The 23,304-nt window shown below is 72.9% G+C and carries 21 protein-coding genes and 5 pseudogenes; 19 read left to right on the top strand and 7 right to left on the bottom strand.

Annotation, left to right across the window (positions count from 1 at the left end):
• Positions 1–184: 184 nt before the first annotated feature.
• Positions 185–769 (bottom strand): hypothetical protein, encoded by a 585-nt coding sequence (locus WKH84_RS06250; RefSeq protein WP_341856024.1) that lies wholly within the window; start codon positions 767–769, stop codon positions 185–187.
• Positions 770–959: 190 nt separating this feature from the next.
• Between WKH84_RS06250 and WKH84_RS06245 the strand changes: the two genes are divergently transcribed.
• The 13 genes from WKH84_RS06245 (at position 960) to WKH84_RS06185 (ending at position 13,146) form a co-directional block, all read left to right on the top strand.
• Entirely contained in the window at positions 960–1,418 is a 459-nt protein-coding gene (locus WKH84_RS06245) for a glycosyltransferase family 2 protein (protein WP_341856023.1), read from the top strand.
• A 336-nt stretch (positions 1,419–1,754) separates the two neighbouring features.
• Positions 1,755–2,096: a hypothetical protein gene (locus WKH84_RS06240; RefSeq protein ID WP_341856022.1), complete on the top strand. Its 342-nt coding sequence runs from the start codon at positions 1,755–1,757 to the stop codon at positions 2,094–2,096.
• Positions 2,097–2,333: 237 nt separating this feature from the next.
• On the top strand, positions 2,334–3,905 hold the full coding sequence (locus tag WKH84_RS06235) for a glycosyltransferase (RefSeq protein ID WP_341856795.1): 1,572 nt from the start codon (positions 2,334–2,336) through the stop codon (positions 3,903–3,905).
• 115 nt (positions 3,906–4,020) lie between these two features.
• The gene (locus tag WKH84_RS06230) at positions 4,021–5,049 is read left to right on the top strand and encodes a hypothetical protein (protein ID WP_341856021.1); all 1,029 of its coding nucleotides are present in this window, start codon (positions 4,021–4,023) and stop codon (positions 5,047–5,049) included.
• Between the two features lie 20 nt (positions 5,050–5,069).
• Positions 5,070–5,261, top strand: a complete 192-nt coding sequence (locus tag WKH84_RS06225; RefSeq protein WP_341856020.1) for a hypothetical protein — start codon at positions 5,070–5,072, stop codon at positions 5,259–5,261.
• A 4-nt stretch (positions 5,262–5,265) separates the two neighbouring features.
• Positions 5,266–6,279, top strand: coding sequence for a hypothetical protein (locus WKH84_RS06220; RefSeq protein ID WP_341856019.1), 1,014 nt, complete (start codon positions 5,266–5,268; stop codon positions 6,277–6,279).
• Positions 6,280–6,332: 53 nt separating this feature from the next.
• Positions 6,333–8,420, top strand: a complete 2,088-nt coding sequence (locus tag WKH84_RS06215; RefSeq protein ID WP_341856018.1) for a glycosyltransferase — start codon at positions 6,333–6,335, stop codon at positions 8,418–8,420.
• On the top strand, positions 8,318–9,781 hold the full coding sequence (locus tag WKH84_RS06210) for a hypothetical protein (protein WP_341856017.1): 1,464 nt from the start codon (positions 8,318–8,320) through the stop codon (positions 9,779–9,781). The genes WKH84_RS06215 and WKH84_RS06210 overlap by 103 nt, the downstream gene beginning before the upstream one ends.
• A 78-nt stretch (positions 9,782–9,859) precedes the next feature.
• Positions 9,860–10,702: a hypothetical protein gene (locus tag WKH84_RS06205; RefSeq protein ID WP_341856016.1), complete on the top strand. Its 843-nt coding sequence runs from the start codon at positions 9,860–9,862 to the stop codon at positions 10,700–10,702.
• Positions 10,703–11,454: 752 nt separating this feature from the next.
• Positions 11,455–12,033 carry a hypothetical protein gene (locus WKH84_RS06200; RefSeq protein ID WP_341856015.1) on the top strand — a complete coding sequence of 193 codons (579 nt, stop codon included), beginning with the start codon at positions 11,455–11,457 and terminating at the stop codon, positions 12,031–12,033.
• A 38-nt stretch (positions 12,034–12,071) separates the two neighbouring features.
• On the top strand, positions 12,072–12,560 hold the full coding sequence (locus WKH84_RS06195) for an N-acetylneuraminate synthase family protein (RefSeq protein ID WP_341856014.1): 489 nt from the start codon (positions 12,072–12,074) through the stop codon (positions 12,558–12,560).
• On the top strand, positions 12,536–12,844 hold the full coding sequence (locus WKH84_RS06190) for an N-acetylneuraminate synthase family protein (protein WP_341856013.1): 309 nt from the start codon (positions 12,536–12,538) through the stop codon (positions 12,842–12,844). The genes WKH84_RS06195 and WKH84_RS06190 overlap by 25 nt, the downstream gene beginning before the upstream one ends.
• Positions 12,845–12,924: 80 nt before the next feature.
• Positions 12,925–13,146, top strand: coding sequence for an SAF domain-containing protein (locus WKH84_RS06185; protein ID WP_341856012.1), 222 nt, complete (start codon positions 12,925–12,927; stop codon positions 13,144–13,146).
• On the opposite strand, the gene WKH84_RS06180 is transcribed toward WKH84_RS06185, so the two are convergent.
• Positions 13,127–14,629, bottom strand: coding sequence for a bifunctional UDP-2,4-diacetamido-2,4,6-trideoxy-beta-L-altropyranose hydrolase/GNAT family N-acetyltransferase (locus WKH84_RS06180; protein WP_341856011.1), 1,503 nt, complete (start codon positions 14,627–14,629; stop codon positions 13,127–13,129). The two genes, WKH84_RS06185 and WKH84_RS06180, sit on opposite strands and share 20 nt — an antisense overlap.
• Positions 14,626–15,363 (bottom strand): glycosyltransferase family protein, encoded by a 738-nt coding sequence (locus WKH84_RS06175; protein WP_341856010.1) that lies wholly within the window; start codon positions 15,361–15,363, stop codon positions 14,626–14,628. The genes WKH84_RS06180 and WKH84_RS06175 overlap by 4 nt, the downstream gene beginning before the upstream one ends.
• Before the next feature lie 71 nt (positions 15,364–15,434).
• Here WKH84_RS06175 and WKH84_RS06170 point away from each other — a divergent pair.
• The 4 genes and pseudogenes from WKH84_RS06170 to WKH84_RS06155 all read left to right on the top strand — a co-directional run.
• Positions 15,435–15,947, top strand: a pseudogene (locus tag WKH84_RS06170) (polysaccharide biosynthesis protein); the annotation flags it as partial.
• Positions 15,948–16,023: 76 nt separating this feature from the next.
• Positions 16,024–16,425 (top strand): polysaccharide biosynthesis protein, encoded by a 402-nt coding sequence (locus WKH84_RS06165; protein ID WP_341856009.1) that lies wholly within the window; start codon positions 16,024–16,026, stop codon positions 16,423–16,425.
• 78 nt (positions 16,426–16,503) lie between these two features.
• Positions 16,504–17,214: pseudogene (locus tag WKH84_RS06160) on the top strand (DegT/DnrJ/EryC1/StrS family aminotransferase); the annotation flags it as partial.
• Positions 17,215–17,306: 92 nt separating this feature from the next.
• A complete protein-coding gene (locus tag WKH84_RS06155; RefSeq protein ID WP_341856794.1) occupies positions 17,307–17,555 on the top strand; it encodes a DegT/DnrJ/EryC1/StrS family aminotransferase in 249 nt (82 codons plus the stop codon).
• Between the two features lie 171 nt (positions 17,556–17,726).
• Here WKH84_RS06155 and WKH84_RS06150 read toward each other — a convergent pair whose 3' ends face one another.
• The 3 genes and pseudogenes from WKH84_RS06150 to WKH84_RS06140 all read right to left on the bottom strand — a co-directional run bounded on the left by WKH84_RS06150 (position 17,727) and on the right by WKH84_RS06140 (position 20,137).
• A complete protein-coding gene (locus tag WKH84_RS06150; RefSeq protein ID WP_341856793.1) occupies positions 17,727–18,596 on the bottom strand; it encodes a DUF6541 family protein in 870 nt (289 codons plus the stop codon).
• Between the two features lie 112 nt (positions 18,597–18,708).
• Positions 18,709–19,721 (bottom strand): annotated as a pseudogene (locus WKH84_RS06145) (DUF6541 family protein); the annotation flags it as partial.
• Positions 19,718–20,137, bottom strand: a complete 420-nt coding sequence (locus WKH84_RS06140; protein WP_341856008.1) for a DUF2304 domain-containing protein — start codon at positions 20,135–20,137, stop codon at positions 19,718–19,720. The gene WKH84_RS06140 and the pseudogene WKH84_RS06145, both read right to left, overlap by 4 nt.
• Positions 20,138–20,206: 69 nt before the next feature.
• Here WKH84_RS06140 and WKH84_RS06135 point away from each other — a divergent pair.
• Positions 20,207–20,914 (top strand): annotated as a pseudogene (locus WKH84_RS06135) (glycosyltransferase family 2 protein).
• Here the strand turns inward: WKH84_RS06135 and WKH84_RS06130 are convergent.
• Complete coding sequence (locus WKH84_RS06130; RefSeq protein WP_341856007.1) at positions 20,845–22,041, bottom strand: LCP family protein; 1,197 nt, start codon at positions 22,039–22,041, stop codon at positions 20,845–20,847. The pseudogene WKH84_RS06135 and the gene WKH84_RS06130 overlap by 70 nt on opposite strands.
• A 613-nt stretch (positions 22,042–22,654) precedes the next feature.
• On the opposite strand from WKH84_RS06130, the pseudogene WKH84_RS06125 reads away from it, so the two are divergent.
• Positions 22,655–23,278, top strand: a pseudogene (locus WKH84_RS06125) (glycosyltransferase); the annotation flags it as partial.
• Positions 23,279–23,304 lie beyond the last annotated feature (26 nt).

The following is a 23,304-nucleotide window of genomic DNA, read 5'->3' as shown; positions in this document are numbered from 1 at the left end:
AGGCGGTGGCCTCGAGCCAGAGGCCCGGTGTCATCGGGATCAGCGGCTCGTTGCCGAACGCCGCACGGAACAGCTCCAGGTAGATCGCGACCGGCTGGTGCGGCGAGGAGCGGCTTCAGCCAGAGCTCGTCGGGGACCATCGCCGAGATCAGGAACATGGCGCCGGAGGCGTAGCGGCCCAGCGTCAGGATGAAGGGCATGGCGTTGGCGATGTCCGGGGCGCGCGCGCCCAGGCGCGCGAAGAACATGGCGACGCCGGCGGAGAACACCGCGAGCGACGACGGCCGCGAAGGGGAGCAGACAGCCAGGACCAGGTCGGCACGACCACGCCCATGCCCGGCGCGACGCCGGTCACCAGCACGACCGCCATCATCGCCACCAGGATCGGGGCGAACAGCACGGTCTCGGTCATCACCGTCGCGAGCGGCACCACCGCGCGCGGGAACTTGTGCGATCTGATCAGTCGCAGGTTCGTGGGCACCGAGTTCAGGCCCGACATCACCGAGGTCTGGAACAGGGAGTAGGTGAACGTGCCGATGGTGATGAACGCCGCCCGATTCTCGATGCCGGGCGCGCTCGAGTGGAACAGGAAGCCGAAGATGATCACGTACACGGCCGCGTCGAGCACGGGGCGCAGGATCGCCCAGGCCTGACCCAGGTACGAGCCCTGGTTGCGGGAGTACGCGCGGGACGCGGAGAGGTTCCAGATGAACGAGCGCCGCCGCCAGACCTGCTTGATGTAGCGGCCCAGCGGCGGCCGGACCCCCATCTCGTCCAGTCCCGCCCGCGCGGCGAGCGCTTCTGACTCTGCGGATGTCAGGCGCGGAGCGAGCGGTACCTCCGCCTTCTGATCTGCCAAGTTCGTTCTCCTCTAGCCGGACGGGCGCGGCGGGCTGGGCCGTCCTCGGGCGTCGGTATGATCGTGCGTCGTGACTACCGCAAAGGATCCGCTCCCGCTGGTGACGGTCGTGATGCCGGTGTTCAACGGTGCGCGGACCCTGCGTCGATCGGTGACAAGCGTACTCGATCAGACCTTCCGCTCCCTCGAGCTGGTGGTGGTCGACGACGCCTCCACGGACGACACGGTGCGCATCGCCGAGGAGCTCGCGGAGAGTGATGCGCGGGTGCGGATCATCCGCCGGGAGCGCAGCGGCGGCCCGGCCGCGGCCAGGAACTCCGGCATCGCCGGCGGCACCGGCCGGTTCCTCGCCTTCTGTGACGCCGACGACCTGTGGCTCCCCGAGAAGCTGGAGCGGCGGCTCGATCTCGCCCGGACGAGCGGTGCGTCACTTCTGTACTGCGGCTACCACCGCGTGCCGGCCGACTTCGCGGGCACCGGCGCGGACTTCGTGCCCGAGGGCCGCGTCGTGCACGTCCCCACGCGACTCACCCGCGAGGGTCTGCGCGCCGCAACGTGATCGGCAACCTCACCGCCGTGGTCGACCTCGAGCGCACGGGACCGGTGACGATGCCGGACGTCCCCGGCGCCGAGGACTACGCGCTGTGGCTGAGCATCCTGCGCGAGGGCGGCACCGCCGCCGGGATCGACGAGCCGCTCGCGCTCTACCGCGCCGCGCAGGAGGACTCCCATTCCTCCGACCGCATCCGTGCGATCCGCGCCGTGTGGCAGGTCTTTGCGCGGCCAGGAGCGGCTGTCCGTGCCGAGCGCCGCCGTGCACTTGGTCACCGGGTCGCTCGCGGCACTTCGCAAGAACCGGATCTGAGCGGGACCGCGTGGATACACTGCGCGGACCATGATCCTGATCTGCGTCAACGAGCTGTCCGGCCCCACCGGCTACCACAAGTCCGTGGTCGAGACCGCGAACGCCCTGCATCATGGGGGATACCCGCTGGCGGTCCTGAGCTTCCTGGGGACGGGGGACGGCGCCGAGCTCGCCATGCCGCGCTGGCCGCTGGACCCCGAGATACCCGCCTACGTGCTCCAGACGCGCCTGCCCAGGGCGGCCGCCTGCTCGCCGAGAACGTCCACCCGGTCCTCACCGGGCGCGTCTACTCGACGCCCTACGCCTACACCGCCGACCAGCTCGCCGCCCTGCGCCAGCTCAACGAGGAGCTCACGTCCGAGGACACCGTGATCTTCACGACACCGCTGCACGCCCTCGCCTTCCATCACGCCCTCTCCGGCCAGGAGCGACGCCCCCGCACCTTGCTGCAGGTGCACGGCGACTACCGCCACCACGACGAGCTCTGGGCGCTGGTGGACGAGGCGCGGGAATCCATCGATCGCGTGCAGACAGTCGCCGAGGGGCTGAACGAGCAGTTCGCCTCGCGCTTCGACGCCGCCGACGTGGTGTGCATCCCCAACATCCACCATCCCGCGCAGGTGGTGCGCAAGCCCCGGACCGGCGTCGAGATCGTCTTCGCCGGCCTCGTTCCAGCACCGCAAGAACCAGCTCGACGCGATCCGGGCCCTGTCCCGGCTCGAGGACGACTCGGTGCACCTGACCCTGTGGGGCAACATCAGCCCGCTGAACCCCTACTTCATCGCGGTGAACGAGCTGATCGACTCGCTCGGGCCGCGGGACCGGGTCTCGATCCCCGGCTTCGGCACCGAGCAGGACGTCTACTCCAGCGCGGACATCGTGCTGATGACCTCGCTGTCCGAGGGGTTCGGGTACCCGCTCCTCGAGGCCGCCTACCACCGACTGCCCACCGTCACCTACGACTACGAGTTCGGGCCGCGGGACGCGGTCGAGGACGGCGCCAGCGGATTCATCGTCCCCGTCGGCGACGTGGACGCCCTGGTCGCCCGGCTCGACGAGCTGGTCGCGGACGCGCAGGCTGCGCGAGCGCTTCGGCCGACGAGCCCGCGAGATCTTCGACGAGCGCTTCTCCGCCGAGGCGGTCGTGGCGAAGTACGGCGCCGTGCTCGGCCCGCCCCCGGGCCGCTCCTCGACCTCTCGGCCGTGTTCTCGACCGACGGCGGGGAGCCTGTGCCCGCGAGCGCGATCAGCCACCGCGTCACGCGCTCCGGACTGCGCCGGTCGCACCAGGTCACCGTGCGCTCCGACACGGTCCTGCACGACGTCCAGGTGGACGACGGCGAACGCATACTCCGCCCCGCGGTGCGCCGCGTGGGCGGGACCACCGTGATCGAGTTCCCCGTCGGGAGCCGCGGCGTCGTCTCCTTCAGCACGGTCCCCGGCGGCACCGACCGCCGTTACCTCGCCGGCCCCGCGAACGGCGGGACGCTCCCCGTCCTGCCCCGTCTGCGCCGCGACGCGGACTACGGCGACGGCACGCCGCCGGTCGACGACTCGCTCCTCGCCTCGCGCGGCGGGGCGAAGCACGTCTCCTGGCGCACCACCCCGGCGGACCTGGCCGAGTTCGGGGCGCAGGGCGTCGACGCCGTGACCTGGAAGCCGCGCCAGCTCATGCCCTCCCTGCCTGCGCTCCGGGGCGCGAAGCCCTCGGGCGACGCGACGCCGCCTGCCGGCGGGTCGCCCGAGCGCACGGCGCAGGAGGCGGGGAGTCGACGTCCGCTCCCGACCCGTCGGCCGAGGCACAGCCCGGGCCCGACGCCGGGACCCCGACGACCGAGGCGCCGGCGACCGCGGCCCACGCACCGGCCGCCCCGTCGGCCCCCGACGCATCGGCGGACGCGCCGGCCGGCACGTCGGCCCCCGCCAGCTCGAGCGGCGGCTCCGCGGGGACCCTCGGCGGCCTCGGGAAGGCCGTCGGGCTCCCCGCCCAGGCGATGGGCTCCGTCGGCCGGGTCGCGAGGACCTACGCCTCCACCGCCGCCTCGATGCTCGTCAAGGCGGTCGCGGTCACCGAACCCGCGCCGACCCACCGCGAGATCCCCCGCCACCCCTGGTTCCCCGTCACCGGCGGCGTCGACTCCTTCGGCGCCCCGATCAACTCCGGCGGCGGCGTCCAGGTGACCAACGCCGGCACCGAGAAGCGGCCCACGGTCCGCATCCAGGGCGAGTACGACTGGCTCGAGCGCGCGACGGCGCCTCCCGCCGACGGATCACCCCGCCCTGGTCCTACGGCGAGATGTTCGAGCGGTTCTGCGCCGCCGAGCGCGAGCACGGCCTGTTCGACATCACCACGGCCGACGGCGTGCACCTGTGGGAGCTCGGCCGCTCGGCGCTCGTGATCCAGCTGGCCGAGGCCGCCGGCCTGTGGGGACCCCTCGCCGCCGCGCAGGGCACCGTCCAGGACGTCTACACCGGCGGCAAGCGGCTCACCACCGCGCCGTCCGCGGACACCGTCGTCTTCGACTACGTGCGGCGCGGTCAGAGCGGCTACCGCACTGCCCCGTTCGTCGACGACGCGTCTCTGTTCGTGGTGCGACCGGGCGCCGACGGCTATCCGGACGTGGACGAGACGAACATGGTCTACCCCTTCGCGGAGTTCACGCAGTGGAAGAAGGACTGGCGACAGCGCTGGTCCCACCTCCGCGTGCCCGAGGTCGATGCGCGCCCCTTCGAGGCCGCGCTGACCCAGGCGCTCGGGATCCGCATCGACCTCGGCGACCACCTGCGCAACCGCCTCGCGAAGTTCCTCGCGGAGCGGGAGTTCTTCACGCCCGTGTTCGAGCGCGTGCGGCCGGAGGAGGTGCTGATCGCCTCCAGCCACTGGTGGGCCGGCATCGGCGCCGCCGCTGCTCGCTCGGGGGCGCGGGTCTCCGATATCCAGTACGCGCTGACCAGCCACTACGCCCCCTCCTTCTGGTTCGGGCAGAAGCCGCACTACGGCGCGACCCGCTTCTACGCCTGGTCGGACTTCTGGGCCGAGCGCACCAATGTCTACGACGAGCACGTCGTCGTCCCCCGGCAGCGACCGGAGCTGACCGCCGCGATCGAGGCCCCCAGCACGGAGGAGAAGCGCTGGGACGTCTGCGTCATCTCGCGACCGCGGGTGTCGCGGCGGATCCTGACCTTCGTGCAGGAGCTGGTGGCGGAGCGCCCCGAGCCGCGTGTCGTGATCGCCCCGCATCCCGCGCGCGCGAGATCATCGGGCAGGAGCTCGCTGCGAGCGGGCTCGAGGGGTCGGTCGACATCGCCGAGGAGGACACGCTGACCACGATCACGAGGTCGGTCATGGCGGTCGGCACGTTCTCCACCTCTCTGTGGGAGTCCGCGGCACTGGGTCGCCCGACCTATGTGATCGAGGTGCCGGGTTTCGAGGAGACCCTCCAGGACGTCGAGTCGGGCCTGTTCCGCCTCGCGCGCACCGCGCACGACCTCGTCCCCTACGAGGTCCCCGCCTCCCGACACGACATCTTCGGCTGAGCCCATGGACATCCAGAACCACTACTACGGGCACAGCGCCGCCCTCGCCCTCCACGCGGGGCTCGACTCCGTCCGCCACCTCCACGGGCTCCTCCAGCACGGCTGGACCGTCCGCTCGCCCTCGCTGGTGCACTTCTCCGACTTCGCGCGCCTTCCCCGCACCTCCCGCCGTCTGGTGTGGAGCCACCGGGCGCGGGGCTGGGAGCCCGCCGAGGACCCCTTCCTCACCACGCCGATCGGGGCGCCCTTCCTGTACCTCAGCGCGCTGACGGCCGACGAGTCCGTGGCCGCTCTCGGTGCGACCGTCGCCTTCCCCGTCCACGACACCCGCCTCGTCAAGCTCCAGCACGACGACGCGGACCTCGCTCGCGAGCTCGCCGAGCGCGACGGCCCCTCCCTCGTCTGCCTCCACCCCGAGGACCTCGATCGCCCGGAGAAGGTGCAGGTCTGGAGCGAGCACGGCCACCGCGTCGTCAGCGCGGGGGAGCGGCGCGACCCGCAGTTCCTCGGCCGGATCCTCCGCCTCGTCCGCGGGGCGCGGCGCGTCGTGTCCAACCAGCTCTCCACCGCAGTGGTCTACGCCGCCGCCGAGGGCACGCCCACCGCGATCTACGGAGGCGACCTCGCCATCGGCTCCCTCGGCACCGAGGTCTCCCGTCGCACGCGCGAGCTGTGGCCCGAGTTCCACGACGACACCGTCGAGGACGCGACCCGGCGCGCCGTCGCCCTGGCGGAGCTCGGCCACGAGCACCTGCTGTCCCCGGCGGCGCCGCGGGCGGCGCTCGGCTGGGATCGCAGCACCGCCGGACCGTTCCTCAGCTACTGGGGCGGTGCCCCGCTGCGGAAGGCGGGCGCGGTGCTCGGCCTCGTGGAGCGGACCGAGGGCGCGCAGGACGCCGGCTCCGGACAGTCCCCTCTGGTGTTCCTGCGCCACCCGCTCAGCCATCTGCCCGGCCGGCTCCCGCGCCTCCCCTCGCGCGACGCCCTCCTGCCGGAGCCGCTCGTCCCCGCACGGTGACCCCGTGGAGCACTCTCCCCTGACCCCGTGACCTGAGGAAGGTTGTCGCCCGAATGATCGTGATCTGCACCAACGAGGTCGCCGGACCCACCGGCTACCACAAGTCCGTCGTCCAGCTGGGCAACGGGCTGAGTGCGGCGGGATACGCGGTGGCGGTGCTGGGCTTCCTCGGCACCGGCGACATCGCGAGCCGGATGCTCCCGGTGTGGCCGCTGGACCTCGAGGTCCCCGCCTACACGCCGCGTGCGCTTCCGGCCGACGGCGGCCGTCTGCTCGCACCGCAACGCGCACCCCGAGCTCACCGGCGACCTCGGCGCGGCGCACTACGAGTTCACGGCCAACGAGCTGGCCGCCCTCCGGGAGCTCAACGACGCGCTCACGGAGGAGGACACGATCGTGTTCACCGCCCCGGTGCAGGCCCTCGCTTTCCAGCACGCGCTCGGCGGGGACGCACGCCGCCCCCGCACCGTCCTCCAGATCCATGGCGACTACCTCCACCATGGCGAGCTCTGGGACCCGCTGATGGCGACCCGCGACGTCATCGACCGGCGCAGACGGTCGCCGACGGACTGCGCCAGCAGTTCATCCCGACCTTCGCCGACGAGGACGTGGTGTTCATCCCGAACTTCCCCGGGGAGGGTCCCGGGGCGATCCAGCGCGTCGAGCACGAGGGCGTGAACATCGCCCTGCCCGCCTCCTTCCAGCACCGCAAGAACCAGCTCGACGCGGTGCGGGCGCTGTCCCTGATCGAGGACGAGTCCGTCCACCTCACGCTGTGGGGGAACATCAACCGCAACAACCCCTACTACGTCGCCGTCCGCGAGCTCGTGGACTCCCTCGACCTCGGCGGCCGCGTGCACATGCCCGGCTTCGGCACCGAGCACGACGTCTACTCCACCGCGGACATCGTGCTGATGTCCTCGCTCTCCGAAGGCTTTCCGTATCCCCTGCTGGAGGCGATGTACCAGGGACGCCCCACCGTCTCCTACGACTTCGACTTCGGACCGCGTGAGGCGATCGAGGACGGCGCCAGCGGATACATCGTCCCCCTCGGCGACGTCGAGCGGCTCGCGGCACGGCTCGGCGAGGTCGCCGCGGACGCGGCGCCGCGGGAGCGCTTCGGGCGACGCGCACGGGAGCGCTACGACGAGCGGTTCGCCCCCTCGGCAGTCGTCGAGCAGTACCGCGAGTTCTTCGGCCCGCACGACGCGCCGCTCGACCTCGCGAACGTGTTCGCCACCGACGGGAAGGAGCCGATCGGGACCGAAGAGATCGAGCATCGCGCGCGCCGCACCCGCGGCGGACGCCTCCACCAGCTCACCGTCACCTCGCTCGTCGGGTCGCACGACGTGCAGGTCGACGACGGCCTCCAGACCCGGGCCGCCAAGGTGCGGACCCAGCGCGGTACGACCCGGATCGAGTTCGAGGCCTCCGCCCCCGTGGTGATCTCGTACACCACCGCCCCCGGCTCCGGGGACCGGCACTATCTCGCCAGCACCACCGCCCAGCACGAGCTCGTCGTGCTGGCCCATCTGCGCCGCGACGCCCGATACGGCGCCGGACGGCCCGCGGCGCAGGACGCGATCTTCGGGACCTCCGGCGGGACGCTCCCGCCGCACGCCCCGACCGCACTGGCTCATCTCGCCATGCGGGCTCCGCGGGACGTCGTGTGGAAGGCGCGCGACGTCGCCACCACGGTCGGCACTCGGATGCGGGCTCGGCGCGAGCTCGCCGGCGCCGAGGGGGCGACGCTCTCGCAGCCCTCGGCGAACCCCACCGAGGGCGAGGCCCCGCTCGGCCAGTCCGCGGACCTCGACCTCGAGGACGAGACCTCCGCCGGCGGGACCGTCGACGCCCGTTCGATCCTCACCCCGCCGCTGGACATCGGCCCGAGCGCCGCGGCCTCGACGATGCGCATCCTCTCCGGCCTGTCCCGGGCGCCGGCGGCTCCCACCCGACGCGAGATCCCGCGCCATCCGTGGTACCCGGTCACCGCCGGTGTGGACAGCTTCGGGACGCCGATCAACCAGACCGGGGGGTGCAGGTCCGCAACGCCGGCACCGCCGAGCGCCCCACGGTCTCGGTGCGCGGTGAGTACGACTGGGTGGAGGCGCGCGACGGCGCCTCGCGCCGACGCGTGAGCCCGCCGTGGTCCTACGGCGAGATGTTCGAGCGCCTCTGCGAGGCCGAGCGGAAGCACGGCCTGTTCGAGATCACCACGGCCGACGGCGTGCACCTGTGGGAGCTCGGACGCTCGGCACTGGTGATCCAGCTGGCCGAGGCCGCCGGCTTCTGGGGCGCGGCGCCCGCCGTCGGCGGCGACGTGCGGGACGAGTACCTCGGCAGCAAGCGCCTGTCGAAGGCTCCTCGGGCCGACCGGGTCGTGTTCGACTACGCGCGGCGCGGTCAGAGCGGCTACCGCACTGCCCCGTTCGTCGACGACGCGTCTCTGTTCGTGGTGCGCCCGGGCGCCGACGGCTATCCGGACGTGGACGAGACGAACATGGTCTACCCCTTCGCGGAGTTCACGCAGTGGAAGAAGGACTGGCGCCGGCGCTGGTCCCACCTCCGCGTGCCCGAGGTCGATGCGCGCCCCTTCGAGGCCGCGCTGAGCGAGGCGCTCGGGATCCGGGTGGACCTCGGCGATCACCTGCGCAACCGCCTGGTGAAGTTCCTCGCGGAGCGGGAGTTCTTCACGCCCGTGTTCGAGCGGGTGCGACCGGAGGAGGTGCTGATCGCCTCCAGCCACTGGTGGGCGGGGATCGCAGCGGCCGCGAGCCGCTCCGGGGCGCGGGTCTCGGACATCCAGTACGCGCTGACCAGCCACTATGCCCCGTCGTTCTGGTTCGGGCAGAAGCCCCGCTACGGCGCGACCCGCTTCTACGCCTGGTCGGACTTCTGGGCCGAGCGCACCAATGTCTACGACGAGCACGTGGTGGTGCCGCGCCAGCAGGAGGAGCTCACCGCTGCGATCGAGAGCCCCTCGACCGTGGAGAAGCGCTGGGACGTCTGCGTGGTCTCCCAGCCGCGGGTGCTCGCGGCGGATCCTCGCCTTCGTGCAGGAGCTCGTCCGCGAGCGGCCGGAGATGCGTGTCGTGATCGCCCCGCATCCCGCGCAGCGGACCATCATCGGGCGCGAGCTCGCCGCCGCCGGCCTCGAGGAGGCCGTGGACATCGCCGAGGAGGACACGCTGACCACCATCACGCGCTCCGCGATGGCGGTGGGTACGTTCTCCACCTCGCTGTGGGAGTCCGCGGCGCTCGGTCGCCCGACCTTCGTGATCCCGGTGCCGGGCCACGAGGAGACCCTGCAGGACGTCGAGTCGGACCTGTTCCGCCTCGCGACCTCGCCGCACGACCTCGTCCCCTACGAGGTCCCCGCCAGCCGGCACGACATCTTCGGGACCGCCTGAGGGGCGGCTCCGTCCGGGGGTGCGTCGCTGCCCGCGGACCCACGGCCGGGCCTCCGATCTCGCAGGTGACACGCGGATCACCCGGATAGGATAAGGCTCAGTGACGAGCCGATCGGTGCTCGACCCGAATCCCAGGTGGTGCCGTGTTCCGCAAGCTCACCCGTGTCGTGAGACCGCTGCTCGATCTCTCGGAGCGCCGCGCGCTCGTCGCGGCGAACGACCCGGGGACCGACCCGGACATCGTCCTGACCGGGGCCCGCCATCTCGCACGGATGAGGAACTTCCGCTCCGCCGCCGCGGCCGCTGGACGGGATCGACACGGACGAGCTGGACCTGCTGGACGAGTGCTTCGTCGGCGTCACCCTGCTCAGCGGCCAGGAGGGGCGCGCGCCGACCAGCTCCTGGCCCCGCATCTCGGCTCCCTCGCCGATCGGGACCTCACCCCGGCCCAGCGTGTGAGGCTCGCCGAGTGGATCCAGCTCTCGGGTCTCCCCACCGCCGAGAAGGTAGCGGCGCTCCGCACGCCGCGCACCTCCGAGGGCGGCTCACGTGCCCCCGGCGCCACCCTCCGGGACCTGCGCTTCCGCGAGTTCCGCCTCCGCACGGCCGGGTTCGAGAAGATCGACGTGAGGGACTTCTTCGCCGGCGGGGACGAGGATCCCTTCCGCTGGAAGGACAACCTCCGCTACGTCCACGACCTCGTCACCCACGGGCACGCGGACACCGCCCGCACCCTCCTCGAGCGGCGGCTGTCCGAGCACGGGCCGCGCGACCGCGCCGTCGCCGAGGCCGCGCCGCGCGCTTCGACTCGGGCGCCCTCGTCGCGGACCTCGACGCCGTCCCCGCCGAGCACCGCGGCATGCCGGGCGTGCTCGCCCTCGCCCACGACCTGCGGGGGCAGAGTCCCGCGCACCAGGACTTCTACGAAGCGTGCCTCGAGGCGACGACCTCCCGCTTCGACGCCATGGACGTGCACACCCGCGACTCTCTCCTGCGCGTGCTCACCGTGAAGGACCTCCTGCCCGGGCTCGACGCACTGGTCCCCACCCTCCGCGGCGTGCCGGAGACGATGCTCGGCGCCCGCGCGGCCGCGGGCTGATCGCGATGGAGCGGGGCGAGCACCGAGACGCCGCGGACCTGCTCCACTCCGTCCTCGTCGAGGACCCGACCTACACCGTCGCGGCGACCGGGCTCCGGCTCGTCTACGCCCGCCTGGACGGCGACCGCACCGTCATCGACCTCCGGAACGAGATCGGCTACGGCGGCGCCAGCGCCGGCCGCGCCGGGATCCGCCGCGGCGACCGCGACCAGGGGACCACCCTCATGCTCACGGGCCAGTACCTGAAGGCCTGGAGCGTGCGCCGCACCGCGCCGCCGTGGCGGATCCTCGAGCGCGACCTCGGGGAGAGGTTCCTGAACGCCGCGCCGCCGCCCGAGGATCCCGGCTCCTCCCTCTTCCTCATCACCGACGACGGAGTGGGCGACGAGATCCGCGGCGCGCGCACCTCGGCGAGCTCGCCGCGCGCTACCGGGTCACCGCCACCTGCGACCCGCGGCGCGGACCCTGCTCGAGCGGAGCTTCCCCACGATCGAGTTCGTCGACGTCGCCCGTCGGATCCGCGGCCACCTGAACCCCGTCTACGACGGCCGGTACAGCGACTTCATCCTCGCCAGCCACCTGCCCGCCCACTGCGACCCCTACGTCGAGGTCGCCGACCACGTCACCTACGGCCAGAACCTCACCTTCAACCGCTTCGCCGGCGTGCTCCCGCGCCAGGACATCGGCGCCTATCTCGTCCCGGATCCCGCCCGGGCCGTGCCGCGCGCCGAGGGGAGGCTCAAGGTGGGCCTGGTGTGGAGGAGCCACTTCTCCGGCGGCACCCGGCGGATGATGTACATCGGCCTCGAGCGGCTCACCCCGCTGCTGGACGTGGACGGGGTCGAGTTCTGGTCGATCCAGCACGCGACCGACGACGCGGAGAGGGCCTCTCTGGAGGAGCACGGGATCCGGCAGATCCATGGCGTCGACCTCTTCGACGACCTCGAGGGGCTCGCGGCGCACGTCGCCTCCATGGACCTCGTGATCGGCATCAGCACGGTCCCGATGGAGCTCGCCGCCGCCGTCGGCACCCCGACCTGGTCGCTCGGCTTCTCGCCGGAGAACTACCTCTACCGCACGGCGGGCGGCAGGACATCCGTCGACCAGCTCTCCCGCAACTCGACGATCATCGCCCCGCCCTGGATCGACTTCACCGCCCCCTACCAGGAGTGCGTCGACCTCGTCCTCGCGGAGTGCCGGACCCGGCTGGAGCGTCTCGTCCGCGAGACCCTGCACAGCTGACGGGCGGGCGCCGCCACCTGCTCCAGTACGATCGGCGCATGTCCTTCAGCCAGAACGGTACCCCCAAGTCCCTGCGGATCGGCGACCTCCAGGTCGGCGAGACCCATGCCCCCTTCGTAGCCGCGGAGATGTCCGGCAACCACAACGGCGACCTCGGTCGCGCCCTCGCGATCGTCGACGCGATCGCGGAGACCGGCGCCCCGGCGATCAAGCTCCAGACCTACACGGCGGACACGATCACCATCGATGCCGACGGCCCCGCCTTCCGCATCACCGACAGCCACGGCCTGTGGGGCGGACGGAACCTCTACAGCCTCTACCAGGAGGCGCACACCCCGTGGGAGTGGCACGAGGCGATCTTCGCCCGCGCCCGCGAGCACGGCATGATCCCGTTCTCCAGCCCCTTCGACGACACGGCCGTCGACCTGCTGGAGGACCTCGGCGCCCAGGTCTACAAGATCGCGTCGCTCGAGATCGGCGACATCCCGCTGCTGCGCGCAAGGTGGCCCGCACCGGCAAGCCGGTGATCCTCTCCACCGGCGCCGCCGATGCCGGCGACGTGGACCTCGCCGTCAAGACCCTTCGCGCCGAGGGCAACGAGCAGATCGCCGTGCTCGGTCGCACCTCCTCCTACCCGGCGACCGCCGAGGCGTCGAACCTGCGCACCATCCCGGTGCTCGCCGACACCTGGAAGGTCGTCGGCGGCCTCTCCGACCACACCAAGGGCATCGGCGTGAGCGTCGCGGCCGTCGCCTTCGGCGCCGCGATCCTCGAGAAGCACGTCACGCGCGCCGCGCCGACGGCGGCGTAGACTCCGATTTCTCCCTCGAGCCCGAGGAGCTGAAGGCCCTGGTCGACGAGTCCTACGCGGCCTGGCTCGCGCTCGGCGAGGTGCACGTCGGCCCGACGACGTCCGAGGCCGAGTCCCAGCGCCTGCGCCGCTCGCTGTTCGTGGTGAAGGACGTGCGTGCCGGAGAGGAGATCACCGCGGAGAACGTCCGCTCGATCCGCCCCGCGGGCGGGCTCGAGCCGCGCTATCTCGACGTGGTCCTCGGCCGCACCTTCGCGAAGGACGTCGAGCGCGGAACGCCGCTCAGCTGGGATCTCGTCTGACCAGCACGTCGAACTCGCCGTCGTCGCGGTCCGGATCGAGCACGTAGCCGGCCCCGGCGAACAGCCGCTGGGACGGCAGGTTGTCGGGAAGGATCGCGGCGACGACGACGGCGCCGGGGTGACGCGCCCCGAAGGCCGCCTCGCCGGCGGCGAGCACCGGACGGGAGAGCCCGTGGCCGCGCGCCTCGGGGGCGAGGGTGATGGACACCTCCCACTCCTCGCCCGCGGGCGCCTCCTCCAGCGCGTCGAAGCGCACGGTGCCGACGGGCGCGCCGCCCCGCTCGACGACGTACAGCTCGCGGGACGGGTTCTCCAGGGTCCGCGCGTACCAGGTGGAGTGGGACTGCCACGGCACCGGGGCGGAGTCGCGGGAGACCTTCCGGGTCTCCGGGTCGTTGCGCCAGCGCAGCAGCGGCGGCGAGTCCGACGGGGTCGCGGGACGCGCCGCGACCGGCGTCTCCGCCGCTCCGATCCGGCGCGCGAGCGCCGCGTCCCAGGCGGCGACGATCCGCTCCGCGCCGTGACCGTCGACCTTCTCCCGCCCAACCAAGGTCCAGCGCGCATCGCGCGCAGGTCCGCGATCGCCCGCTGCACCTCCGCGGTCGCCGCAGGGCGGTCGGTGCGCACCTGCTCGAGGGTGCCGAGCCCGCGGGCGATCCGCTCGGCAAGGGCGGCCTCGTAGCCAGCGCGCTGGTTCTCCACCACCGCGACCAGCAGGCTCGGCACCCCGATGCAGGCCAGCTCCCAGGCCGTGGTGCCCGCGGCGCTGACCACGAGGTCCGCCGCGCTCGCCCGCTCGAGGAAGGCGGGGGAGGGGGCGAGCGACTCGACGTCCTCCCCGGCCTCGGCCCGGACCGCGTCCCAGCCGTGCTCGGGCGCGATGACGCTCACGTGCGCGACGCCCTCTGCCGCGGCGCAGACGGCGGCGAGGGTCCCGGCGGCGCCGGTCGCGTCGGTGCCGCCCATGACGATCAGCACCCGGGCGCCGCGGCTGACGTCGTGGTCCTCGTCGACCCGCTTCTCCCGCGCGGCGCGCACCTCGGCGCGCATCGGGGCGTAGGCGATGCCGAGGAGCACCTCGCCGCCGCCGTCCGTCCTCGGGGCGGCCGACCCGCTCGGCGCGGATCGTGGAGTCGACGACGACGTCGGCCGGACGGCGGCCGAAGGCGCCGTCCTCCATCGAGGACAGCGGCGCGCCGCCCGCGCGCACCTGGTCCCGGGCGTCGGCCCCGATCGTGTAGTCGTCGACGTGGACGACACTCGCGCCCTGCTCGGCGGCGAGGATCCCGAGGTCCTCGGGCGCCGCGGTCACCTCGAGACCGGACTCGGCCAGCAGGTGCCGGGCGAGCGGTGCCTCGATCGAGCCTGCGACCACCACGGTGTGCCCGGCGGCGCGGGCGGCGTCGGCGACGGAGAGCGCCCGCACCAGGTGGCCGATGCCTCCCGACGGGGTCGCGTCGCACCGGATCGCGACGTGGGTCATCCGTCGGCCAGCTTCTTCTGGCGCACGCCCGCGTTGATCCGGGTGATGTCGGGGCGCGAGCGCAGCAGGTCCACCACCTCGTGCCATGCCGGGGCGCGATCCCCCAGCTCGGCGACGACCGCGTCGAGCATCTCGCCGTCCTCGACGGTGTCCAGGGTCACCCGCAGGTCGTTCGCGGCCGGCTGGACGACCAGGCCCATGGTGCGGAAGTAGCGCTTGGAGTCGTAGAGATAGGAGGTGACGTGCGTGCGGTGGAAGCTCTCGGCCTCCGCATCGGCCGTCAGCGGCGCCTCCCGGGAGGCGAGCTCGACGTCCAGTCCGCGCGGCGGCGTGCGCACCAGCGTGGTCGCGGTGTAGTCCAGCGACGGATCGGTCTTCCACAGCCCCACCACGGCGGAGATCAGCGAGGGGTCCGCCAGCGGGCAGTCCGCGGTCAGGCGCACCACCGCATCGGCCCCGGTCTCCTCCAGGGCGAGCACGAAGCGGGAGAGGACGTCGTCCTCGCTGCCGCGGACCACCTGCACGCCCAGCTCCTCGCCGAGCTCGGCGACGGCGTCGTCCCCGGGGGCGGTGGACGTCGCCACCACCACGTCCTCGATGCCCTTGGCGGCGCGGGCGGCCCGCACCATCCACCCCAGGACCGGTCGGCCGCCGAGCGGCCGGAGCACCTTCCCGGGGAGGCGGGAGGAACCTGTCCGAGCTTGGATCACTGCGACGGTTCGTGTATCGGTCACCGTGCCATAATGGCACGCGCGTCCTGGGTCGCCCGCGCGCCGCCCCAACCCCGTCGACGAAAGAGATCTGCATGTCGCTCCTCAACGGTGCCTCCATCCTCATCACCGGTGGGACCGGCTCCTTCGGCAAGGCCTTCCTGCGTGAGGTGCTCGACAACCACAACCCGCGACGGGTCGTCGTCTTCTCGCGGGACGAGCTCAAGCAGTACGAGGTCCGCAACCAGTTCGGCAACGACCCCCGCCTGCGCTGGTTCCTCGGGGACGTCCGCGACGAGCGCCGCCTCGCCCGTGCGCTGAAGGACGTGGACTACGTCGTCCACGCCGCCGCGCTCAAGCAGGTCGACACCGCGGAGTACAACCCCTTCGAGTTCGTCAAGACCAACATCCTCGGCGACCAGAACGTCATCGAGGCGTCCATCGACGCCGGCGTCAAGAAGGTCGTGGCCCTGTCCACCGACAAGGCCTCCAGCCCGATCAACCTCTACGGCGCCACCAAGCTCACCGCCGACAAGCTCTTCATCACGGGCAACCACTACGCCGCGAGCTACGACACCCGCTTCGCCGTGGTGCGCTACGGCAACGTGATGGGCTCGCGCGGCTCGGTCATCCCCTTCTTCCGCCGCCTCGGCGAGGAGGGCAAGCCAGCCGCCGATCACGGACATGACCTGCACCCGCTTCTTCATCACCCTGCCGCAGGCCGTGCAGATGGTCATCGACACCTTCGAGCTCATGCAGGGCGGCGAGCCGCTCGTGCCGCGCATCCCCTCCATGAAGGTCACCGACCTCGCACAGGCCGTCGTGCCCGGCGCCGAGATGGTCGACGTGGGCCTGCGCCCCGGCGAGAAGCTCCACGAGGAGATGATCAGCCCCGAGGAGGGCCGCCGCGCGGTCATCATCGAGGACGGCAAGTACTTCATCATCCAGCCCGACCTCGCGACCTGGGGCTACAAGGCCCCCGAGGGCGCCGTGCCGGTCGAGCCCGGGTTCTTCTTCCGCTCGGACTCCAACGACCAGTGGTACACCCAGCAGGAGATCGCGGACATCATCGAGGGAGGGATCTGAGGTCGCGCCGTACGGCCGTCAGTCCATCGAGTCCGACGACATCGCGGCCGTCGAGGCGGCGCCGCGCGCAGCGACTGGCTGACCACGGGCCCCGAGGTCGACCGGTTCGAAGCGGCGATCGCGGAGCGCGCGGGCGTGGAGCACGCGGTCTCGGTCACCTCCGGCACCGCCGCGCCGCATGTCGCCTACGCCGCCGCCGGCATCGAGCCCGGCGACGAGGTCGTCACGACCCCGCTGACCTTCGTCGCGACCGCCGCGGGCGCCGCCCTGCACGGTGCGAAGATCGTGTTCGCGGACGTCGACCCGGCCACCGGCAACCTCGACCCCGCCGCCGTCGAGGCCGCGGTCACCGAGCGGACCAAGGTCATCGCGGGCGTCGACTACGCCGGCGTGCCGGTCGACGCCACGGCCCTGCGCGAGATCGCCTCCCGGCAGGGCGCACTGTTCCTCGAGGACGCCGCGCACTCCATCGGCTCCACCCAGGACGGCGCCCCGGTGGGCTCCCTCGCCGACCTCACGACCTACTCGTTCTTCCCGACGAAGAACCTCACCACGGCCGAGGGCGGTGCCGTCGTGACGGCCGACGCGGAGCTCGCCGCCCGCGCCCGGGCGTTCAAGAACCACGGCCTGGTGCGCGACAAGGCGGTGCGGCGCTATCCCGACGAGGGCCCCTGGCACCAGGAGGTCCACAGCTTCGGGCTGAACTACCGCCTGCCGGACGTGCTGTGCGCGCTCGGCACGAGCCAGCTCGCACGCCTCGATGCGTTCGTGGCCCGCCGCGCCGAGGTGAAGAAGGCCTATGACGAGGCGCTCGGCGACCTCGAGGGCGTCGACATCCCGGGCGTGCCCGAGGGGCGGCGCCCGCCTGGCACCTCTATCCGCTGCGGGTCCCCGCCGAGCGGCGCCGCGCCATCTTCGAGGCCATGCGCGAGCAGGGCATCGGGGTGCAGGTCAACTACATCCCCGCCTACTGGCACCCGGTCTTCGAGGACCTCGGCTACCAGCGCGGGATGTGCCCCGTGGCGGAGGACTACTACCGCCGCGAGATCTCGCTGCCGATGTTCCCGGGCCTGACCGACCAGGACGTCGAGCGCGTCATCGAGGTGACCCGGAAGGCCGTCGCCGGCTGACCCCACGGAGGCCCGGCAGATGCGGAGAGGGCGCCACGGGCTGCGAGCCGTGGCGCCCTCTCGCCGTCCGTGCCGGCGAGCGGGGCGGCGGCAGGCCCCGTGCAGGGGTCGGCGCTCCGTCGGGATCAGCGACGGGGCGGGGTCACGGCGTCGGATCGCACTCGATCCGGATCAGCCGCGAGTGGTCCGTCTCGAACAGGACGGTGCCGAGGGACTCCCCGCCCTGCTCGATCGCGCTGAAGGCGGGGTCGTACTGGTAGGGTCGCCGCTCCTGGTAGATGTAGCCGATCCCCGCATCCGCGAGGGTCCGGCGCGCCAGGTCCACCGGTCGGCGTAGGGGACCGCCGCGATCGCGGCGCGGTCCTGGTCGGTCAGCGCCGTGCCCGCGACGGGCAGATGGACGTTCAGCCCGTACAGCGAGTACATGTGCGCCGCGCCCGAGTACGGGCTGGCCAGGATCGACAGGTCCGGGTCCAGCTCCGGGGCGATGCGGGCGAAGGCCTCGAGCTCGTCGGCCTGGAGGAAGCGGCCCCGCCCGGGATACTCCGCCGCGAGGTTCTTCTCGGCGTTGTCCAGCCGCGGCGGGACCGAGCCGAGGGCCGCGAGGGTCGCGAGCACGACCAGCACCGCGACCACGGCGCGGCCACGGACGGTCGGCCCGCCCAGCGGCAGGGAGCGCCGCAGCAGGCGCGCCCAGGCCTGCGACCCCGGCACCACCAGCGGCGCGGACAGCATCGCGAGCGGGATCGCGATCCGGTCCTGGCCGCGGAAGAAGAGGACCGAGAGGTTCAGCGGCGAGTCGACCGCGGCGTCGAGGTACATCACGGCGACCACGATCCAGGCCGCGGCCAGCCAGCGCAGCGGGCCGCGCGACGTGGAGACCAGGCCCGGCCACCACAGCACCGCGATCACCGTCCCCAACGCCATCGGCCACACCGTCAGCAGGCCGAGGCCCACCTCGCCCAGCGCCGACCACCACGGCACCTGCAGACCGCCGGAGAAGCCCGTCACCCGGGCGCCCAGCGGGGTGTAGGTCAGCACCGCGACGGGCAGCGAGCGCGAGGACCGGCACGGCGAGGAGGCGCCGGCAGGTGTGCCACAGGGGAAGCCCCGTCACGATCGTCAGCACCGCGATCAGGATCAGCGCCATCACCCCGACGTTCGGTCGCATGAGCGTGAGACCGATCCCGGAGAACCCCACCACCCCGAGCGCCGCCCCGATCGCAGGCCACACCGGGGCCGCGTCGGCGGAGCCGTCGGGCGCGTCGCGCACGGCGGGGGAGGACGCCGACTGCAGGACGGAGACCGAGGCGTTCTCGTCGAGGCCCGTCCGGGCGCGCACCGGGCCGGTCAGGGCGTGCCAGAGCGCGACCGCGCCGGCGAGCGCCCCGGTCAGGGCGGCGAAGCCGGTGAGGTTCGGGACGGGGGAGAGATGGATCCACAGGTTCAGCGGGCTGGCGGGGATCACCGCGGCGACCAGCGCGACGGCGGGCGGTGCCCACCGCACCTGCGGGAACAGGGTCCGCGCCAGCGGCGCGAGGCCCACCACCCACGGCACCACCGCGAGCGCGAGCACGGAGCCGTTCAGCACGATCGGGATGTCGACGCCGGGCACCAGCGCGGCCAGGTCATGGAAGGCCGCGGGATAGGAGGACGGTGCCCGGGTCCGCTGGTCACCGCGTTCAGGGTGAGGCTCGAGCCGTCGCCGGTCTCGCGGATGTGGGTCAGCGCGGTGAGGTGGTAGAGCGTGTCGTAGCGCTCCAGCACGGCGTCGGCGCCGCCGGCCTGCCGCGCGATGGGGACCACCGCGACCGCGAGCCCGGCGACGAGCGCGCCGGCCCAGCCCAGGTGCGCCGCGAGCGGGCGCGGGGCGAGCGACGGGCCGTCGAGCACCGTCGAGGGGAGGCGCACCCCGCGCCGGGCGAGGAGGTGGGCGAGGAGCACCAGCGGCGCGGAGAGGACCGCGAAGGGGAGCAGCGTCCAGGCCACCCCCGCCATGGAGGCGATGATCGCGCCGATCCCGGCCACCGCGGTCCCGATCGCCGGCGCGAACGCGAGGGCGATCAGACGGGAGCCGGCCAGCGCGCGGACGGCGAGATAGCCGGGGACGTACGCGGCGGCGAGGACGATCAGGACGACGAGGAGGAGGCTCGCGGTGCCCGTCATCCGTCGTGCTCGCGCAGGGAGCGCTCCCGGTACTGCACGGCCGGCTCCACCTCGTCGAGGGAGAGCCGTCGGGCCAGATAGGTGGTGCGCTTCTCGGCGTTCTTCGTCCGCGCCTCCTGGAGGGCCAGGAAGCCCAGCGACACCAGGACCGTCGCGTACAGGAGCAGATCGGCGCCGCGCCCCACCCCCACCATGTGCGCCACGCGCGTGAGCATCGTGGGGAACAGCACGGTCAGCGCCGCGAAGACGGCGAAGGCGATGACGAGCGACCGCCGGACGGCGAGCCGCTTCGCGCCGCGCTTGACGAAGAGCCACGCGACGATCGCCACGATCCCCGCCACCAGCAGCGGCTGGATGATGAAGGTGCGCCCGCTCACCCCGAGGGCAGGGCCGAGCGCTTCGAGCAGAGTGTCCACCCCAACAGGGTATCCTCCTCGGGCGTGCGCCTCCCGGCCGCCGAATGCTCCGTCACACGAGGAGAACCCATGGACAGCCCTGACCCCTCGCGCGCCACGAACGCGCCCGGGGCCGACTGCACCTGGTTCGTCGTGCCGCTGTTCAACGAGGGCGTCGTCATCGGCGATGTGATCCGTGACCTGCGCTCCCGCTACCCGCTCGTGGTCTGCGTGGACGACGGCGGCGCGGACGGCTCGGCCCGGATCGCCGAGGAGGCCGGGGCCGCCGTGGTGCGCCACCCCTACAACATGGGCCAGGGCGCGGCGCTGAAGACCGGCATCGACTACGCGGCGCGCGACCCGCAGATGCGGCAGATCGTGACCTTCGACGCCGACGGGCGCACCAGGTCGACGACGCCGCGGAGATGATCGTCAAGCGGGATGCGGAGGGCGTGGACATCGTGCTCGGCTCCCGCTTCCTCGACGACCGCACCAAGCCCGGCCTGATCAAGCGCATGGTCTTCGCGCGGGGCGGTCTGGTACTCGAACCTGACCTCCGGGGTGAAGCTCACCGACGCCCACAACGGGTCGCGGGTCCTGGGCCGCGAGGCGTGCGAGAAGATCACCATCGAGCAGAACCGGATGGCGCACGCCTCCGAGATCGTCGAGGAGATCGGCCGCCACAAGCTCACCGTCGCCGAGCACCCGGTGCACATTCTCTACACCGACTACTCCCGTTCGAAGGGCCAGGCGGTGCTGAACTCGGTGAACATCGTCATCGACATGCTCTTCCGCTGAGCCCGGCGCCCCACGGGGCACGGACCCGGCCCGCAAGGACCCATGACAAGGAAGCGGCCGACGTCCCCTGGGGCGTCGGCCGCTCCTCGTCGTGAAGGGCGCTCTCGCACGCGCCCTCGGCTCACCCCTCCGCCGGCTCGGGCTCGGCCGTGCCGTCGGCCACCGACTCGAAGAACGCCCTGATGTCCTCGTCGTCGGTGAGGATCGCGACGCCGGAGTTGTTGGTCTGGTACTCGGGATCCTCGATCGGGATCGACAGCGAGCCCGAGCCCATCGCGGAGCGGGCGGTCAGCGCCATCCGGGCCACGTCCACGATGCCGGTGCCGTCGCTGGTGGTCAGCGCGCCGGAGCCGGCGCCCGCGAGACGCACCTGCGTGATCGGGTTCAGCGAGCACGGCGGGGGAGGTGGCGCGGTCCATCAGCGCGGAGACGAACTGCCGCTGGCGGGCCTGGCGGCCGATGTCGGCGGTCGGGTCGAAGTAGCGGGCGCGCACGAAGGCGAGGGCCTGCTCGCCGCCCACGTCGTGGCGACCCTCCGTCATCTTCAGCCCCGACTTCTCGTCGTCCACGTCCTGGTCGATGCACAGATTCACGTGGCCGACCGCGTCGACCACCTGCGAGACACCGTCGAAGCCGATCTCGACGTAGTGGTCGATCGTCAGCCCCGTGAACTCCTCGACGGTCTCGACCAGCAGGGGAGCGCCGCCGAAGGAGTAGGCGGCGTTGAGCTTGTAGCCCCCGTACCCGGGGATGTCCACGAGGGTGTCGCGGGGCAGGGAGATCAAGTAGCTCTTCCCGCCCCGCGCCTTGTGCAGGAGCATGATCGTGTCCGTACGGGCGCCCTCGGTGCCGTCGGCGTTCACGGCCTCGCCGTCGCGCTTGTCGGAGCCGGCGATGAGATACGTGGTCCCGGGCGTGTTCTCCGCCTCGGAGAGCGCATCGACGTGCTCGATCCGGCTGTTCGCCCAGAGGGTGAGGCCCGCGCCCCAGCCCAGCACGATCACCAGCAGCGAGACCGCGAGGGTCGCGCCGAGCCGCATCGGGCGCGGGATCCGGGACCGGCGGCGCCGGGTGCGCGGCGGACCGCCGGGCCCGGCAGGGCCGCCGTGTCCGCGGCCGTCGTGCACGGGCTGCGGGTCGCTCGCCCCACGCTCCGGCGCGCGCGTCCTCGGGATGCGCCCCGGGACCGCTGGCACCCGTGGACCCCTCGACACGCGGCAGGGGACGGGTCGGCGCAGGACCTGCGGCATCGCCTCTGCGGCCGGAGCCTCCGGCCTGGCCCGCGTGTCCGGAGGAGCGGTGGGGCCCCTGGCCCTCGCCGCGGGGGCGCGGAGCGGGGGCGCCGTCGGCGCGGCGCGGCACCGCACGGGCGCTCGCCTCCGGCGCGGGCGCGGTGCCCGCTGGGGCGGCGGGGCCCGCCCGGACGCGGGGAGCGGGGCGGTCGCTGGTCGCTCACAGCGGTCTCCTTCCCGGCCGGGACCCTGCCCCGGCGGTCTGCGGCAGATCGGATCCGGGCATGGGGAGAGTGCTCGGTGGGGTGCTCCGGGCCTGCGGCGCTCGCCAGAGTAGCGGGCGCGGCGTCCGGCTCGCCCGAGGGGCGCGGGGGAGCGGGTCAGGATTCGGAGAACCTCCCGAGAACCTTCACAGCTCCGTCCCCCGGGCGTCGCGGAGGGGAGGCGGCGCCTCCGTACACTGGGGTCGCGCCGCGCAGGCGGCACGGAACCCCCAGCAGGAGGCGCAGTGAGCGACACCGCACCCGCGGACGAGACCCGTCAGACCGCCGGCCGGCCCGGACACGTCGAGGGCGCCGCCCATCCCGAGGCGCTCAGCGAGCGCGTCGTCGCCGTGGTCGTCACCTACAACCGCGAGCAGCTGCTCGCCCAGTGCCTCGACGGCCTCGCCGCGCAGGACCGCCGGCCCGATGCGGTCGTCGTGATCGACAACGCCTCCAGCGACGCCAGCGGCCGGGTGGCCGACGAGCACCCCCTCGGCGCCGACGTCGTCCACCTGCACCGCAACGTCGGCGGGGCGGGCGGCTTCGCCGCCGGGATCGCCCGCGCGCTCGTGCGCCACGACGCGGACTGGGTGTGGGTGATGGACGACGACACGGTGCCCCGGCCGGGCGCCCTCATCGCGCCGCTGGACGCCCTCGGCGACTCGCCGGTGCGGCTGAGCGTGCTCAGCTCGCGCGCGGTGTGGACCGACGGCCGCGACCACCCGATGAACACCCAGCGCACCCGCCTCGGCGCGAGCGCCCGCGAGAAGCGCGACGCCGCCCGTGCCGGCGGCCGCCCCATCCGCACCGCCAGCTACGTCTCCGCACTGCTGAACGGTCAGGACGTGCGCCGTCTCGGCCTGCCCCACGCGGACTACTTCATCTGGTCCGACGA

It is taken from the genome of Brachybacterium sp. GPGPB12 (assembly GCF_038396325.1).
In the GTDB taxonomy this organism is placed as follows: Bacteria; Actinomycetota; Actinomycetes; order Actinomycetales; family Dermabacteraceae; genus Brachybacterium; species Brachybacterium conglomeratum.
This window is presented reverse-complemented; position numbering and strand designations above follow the sequence as displayed.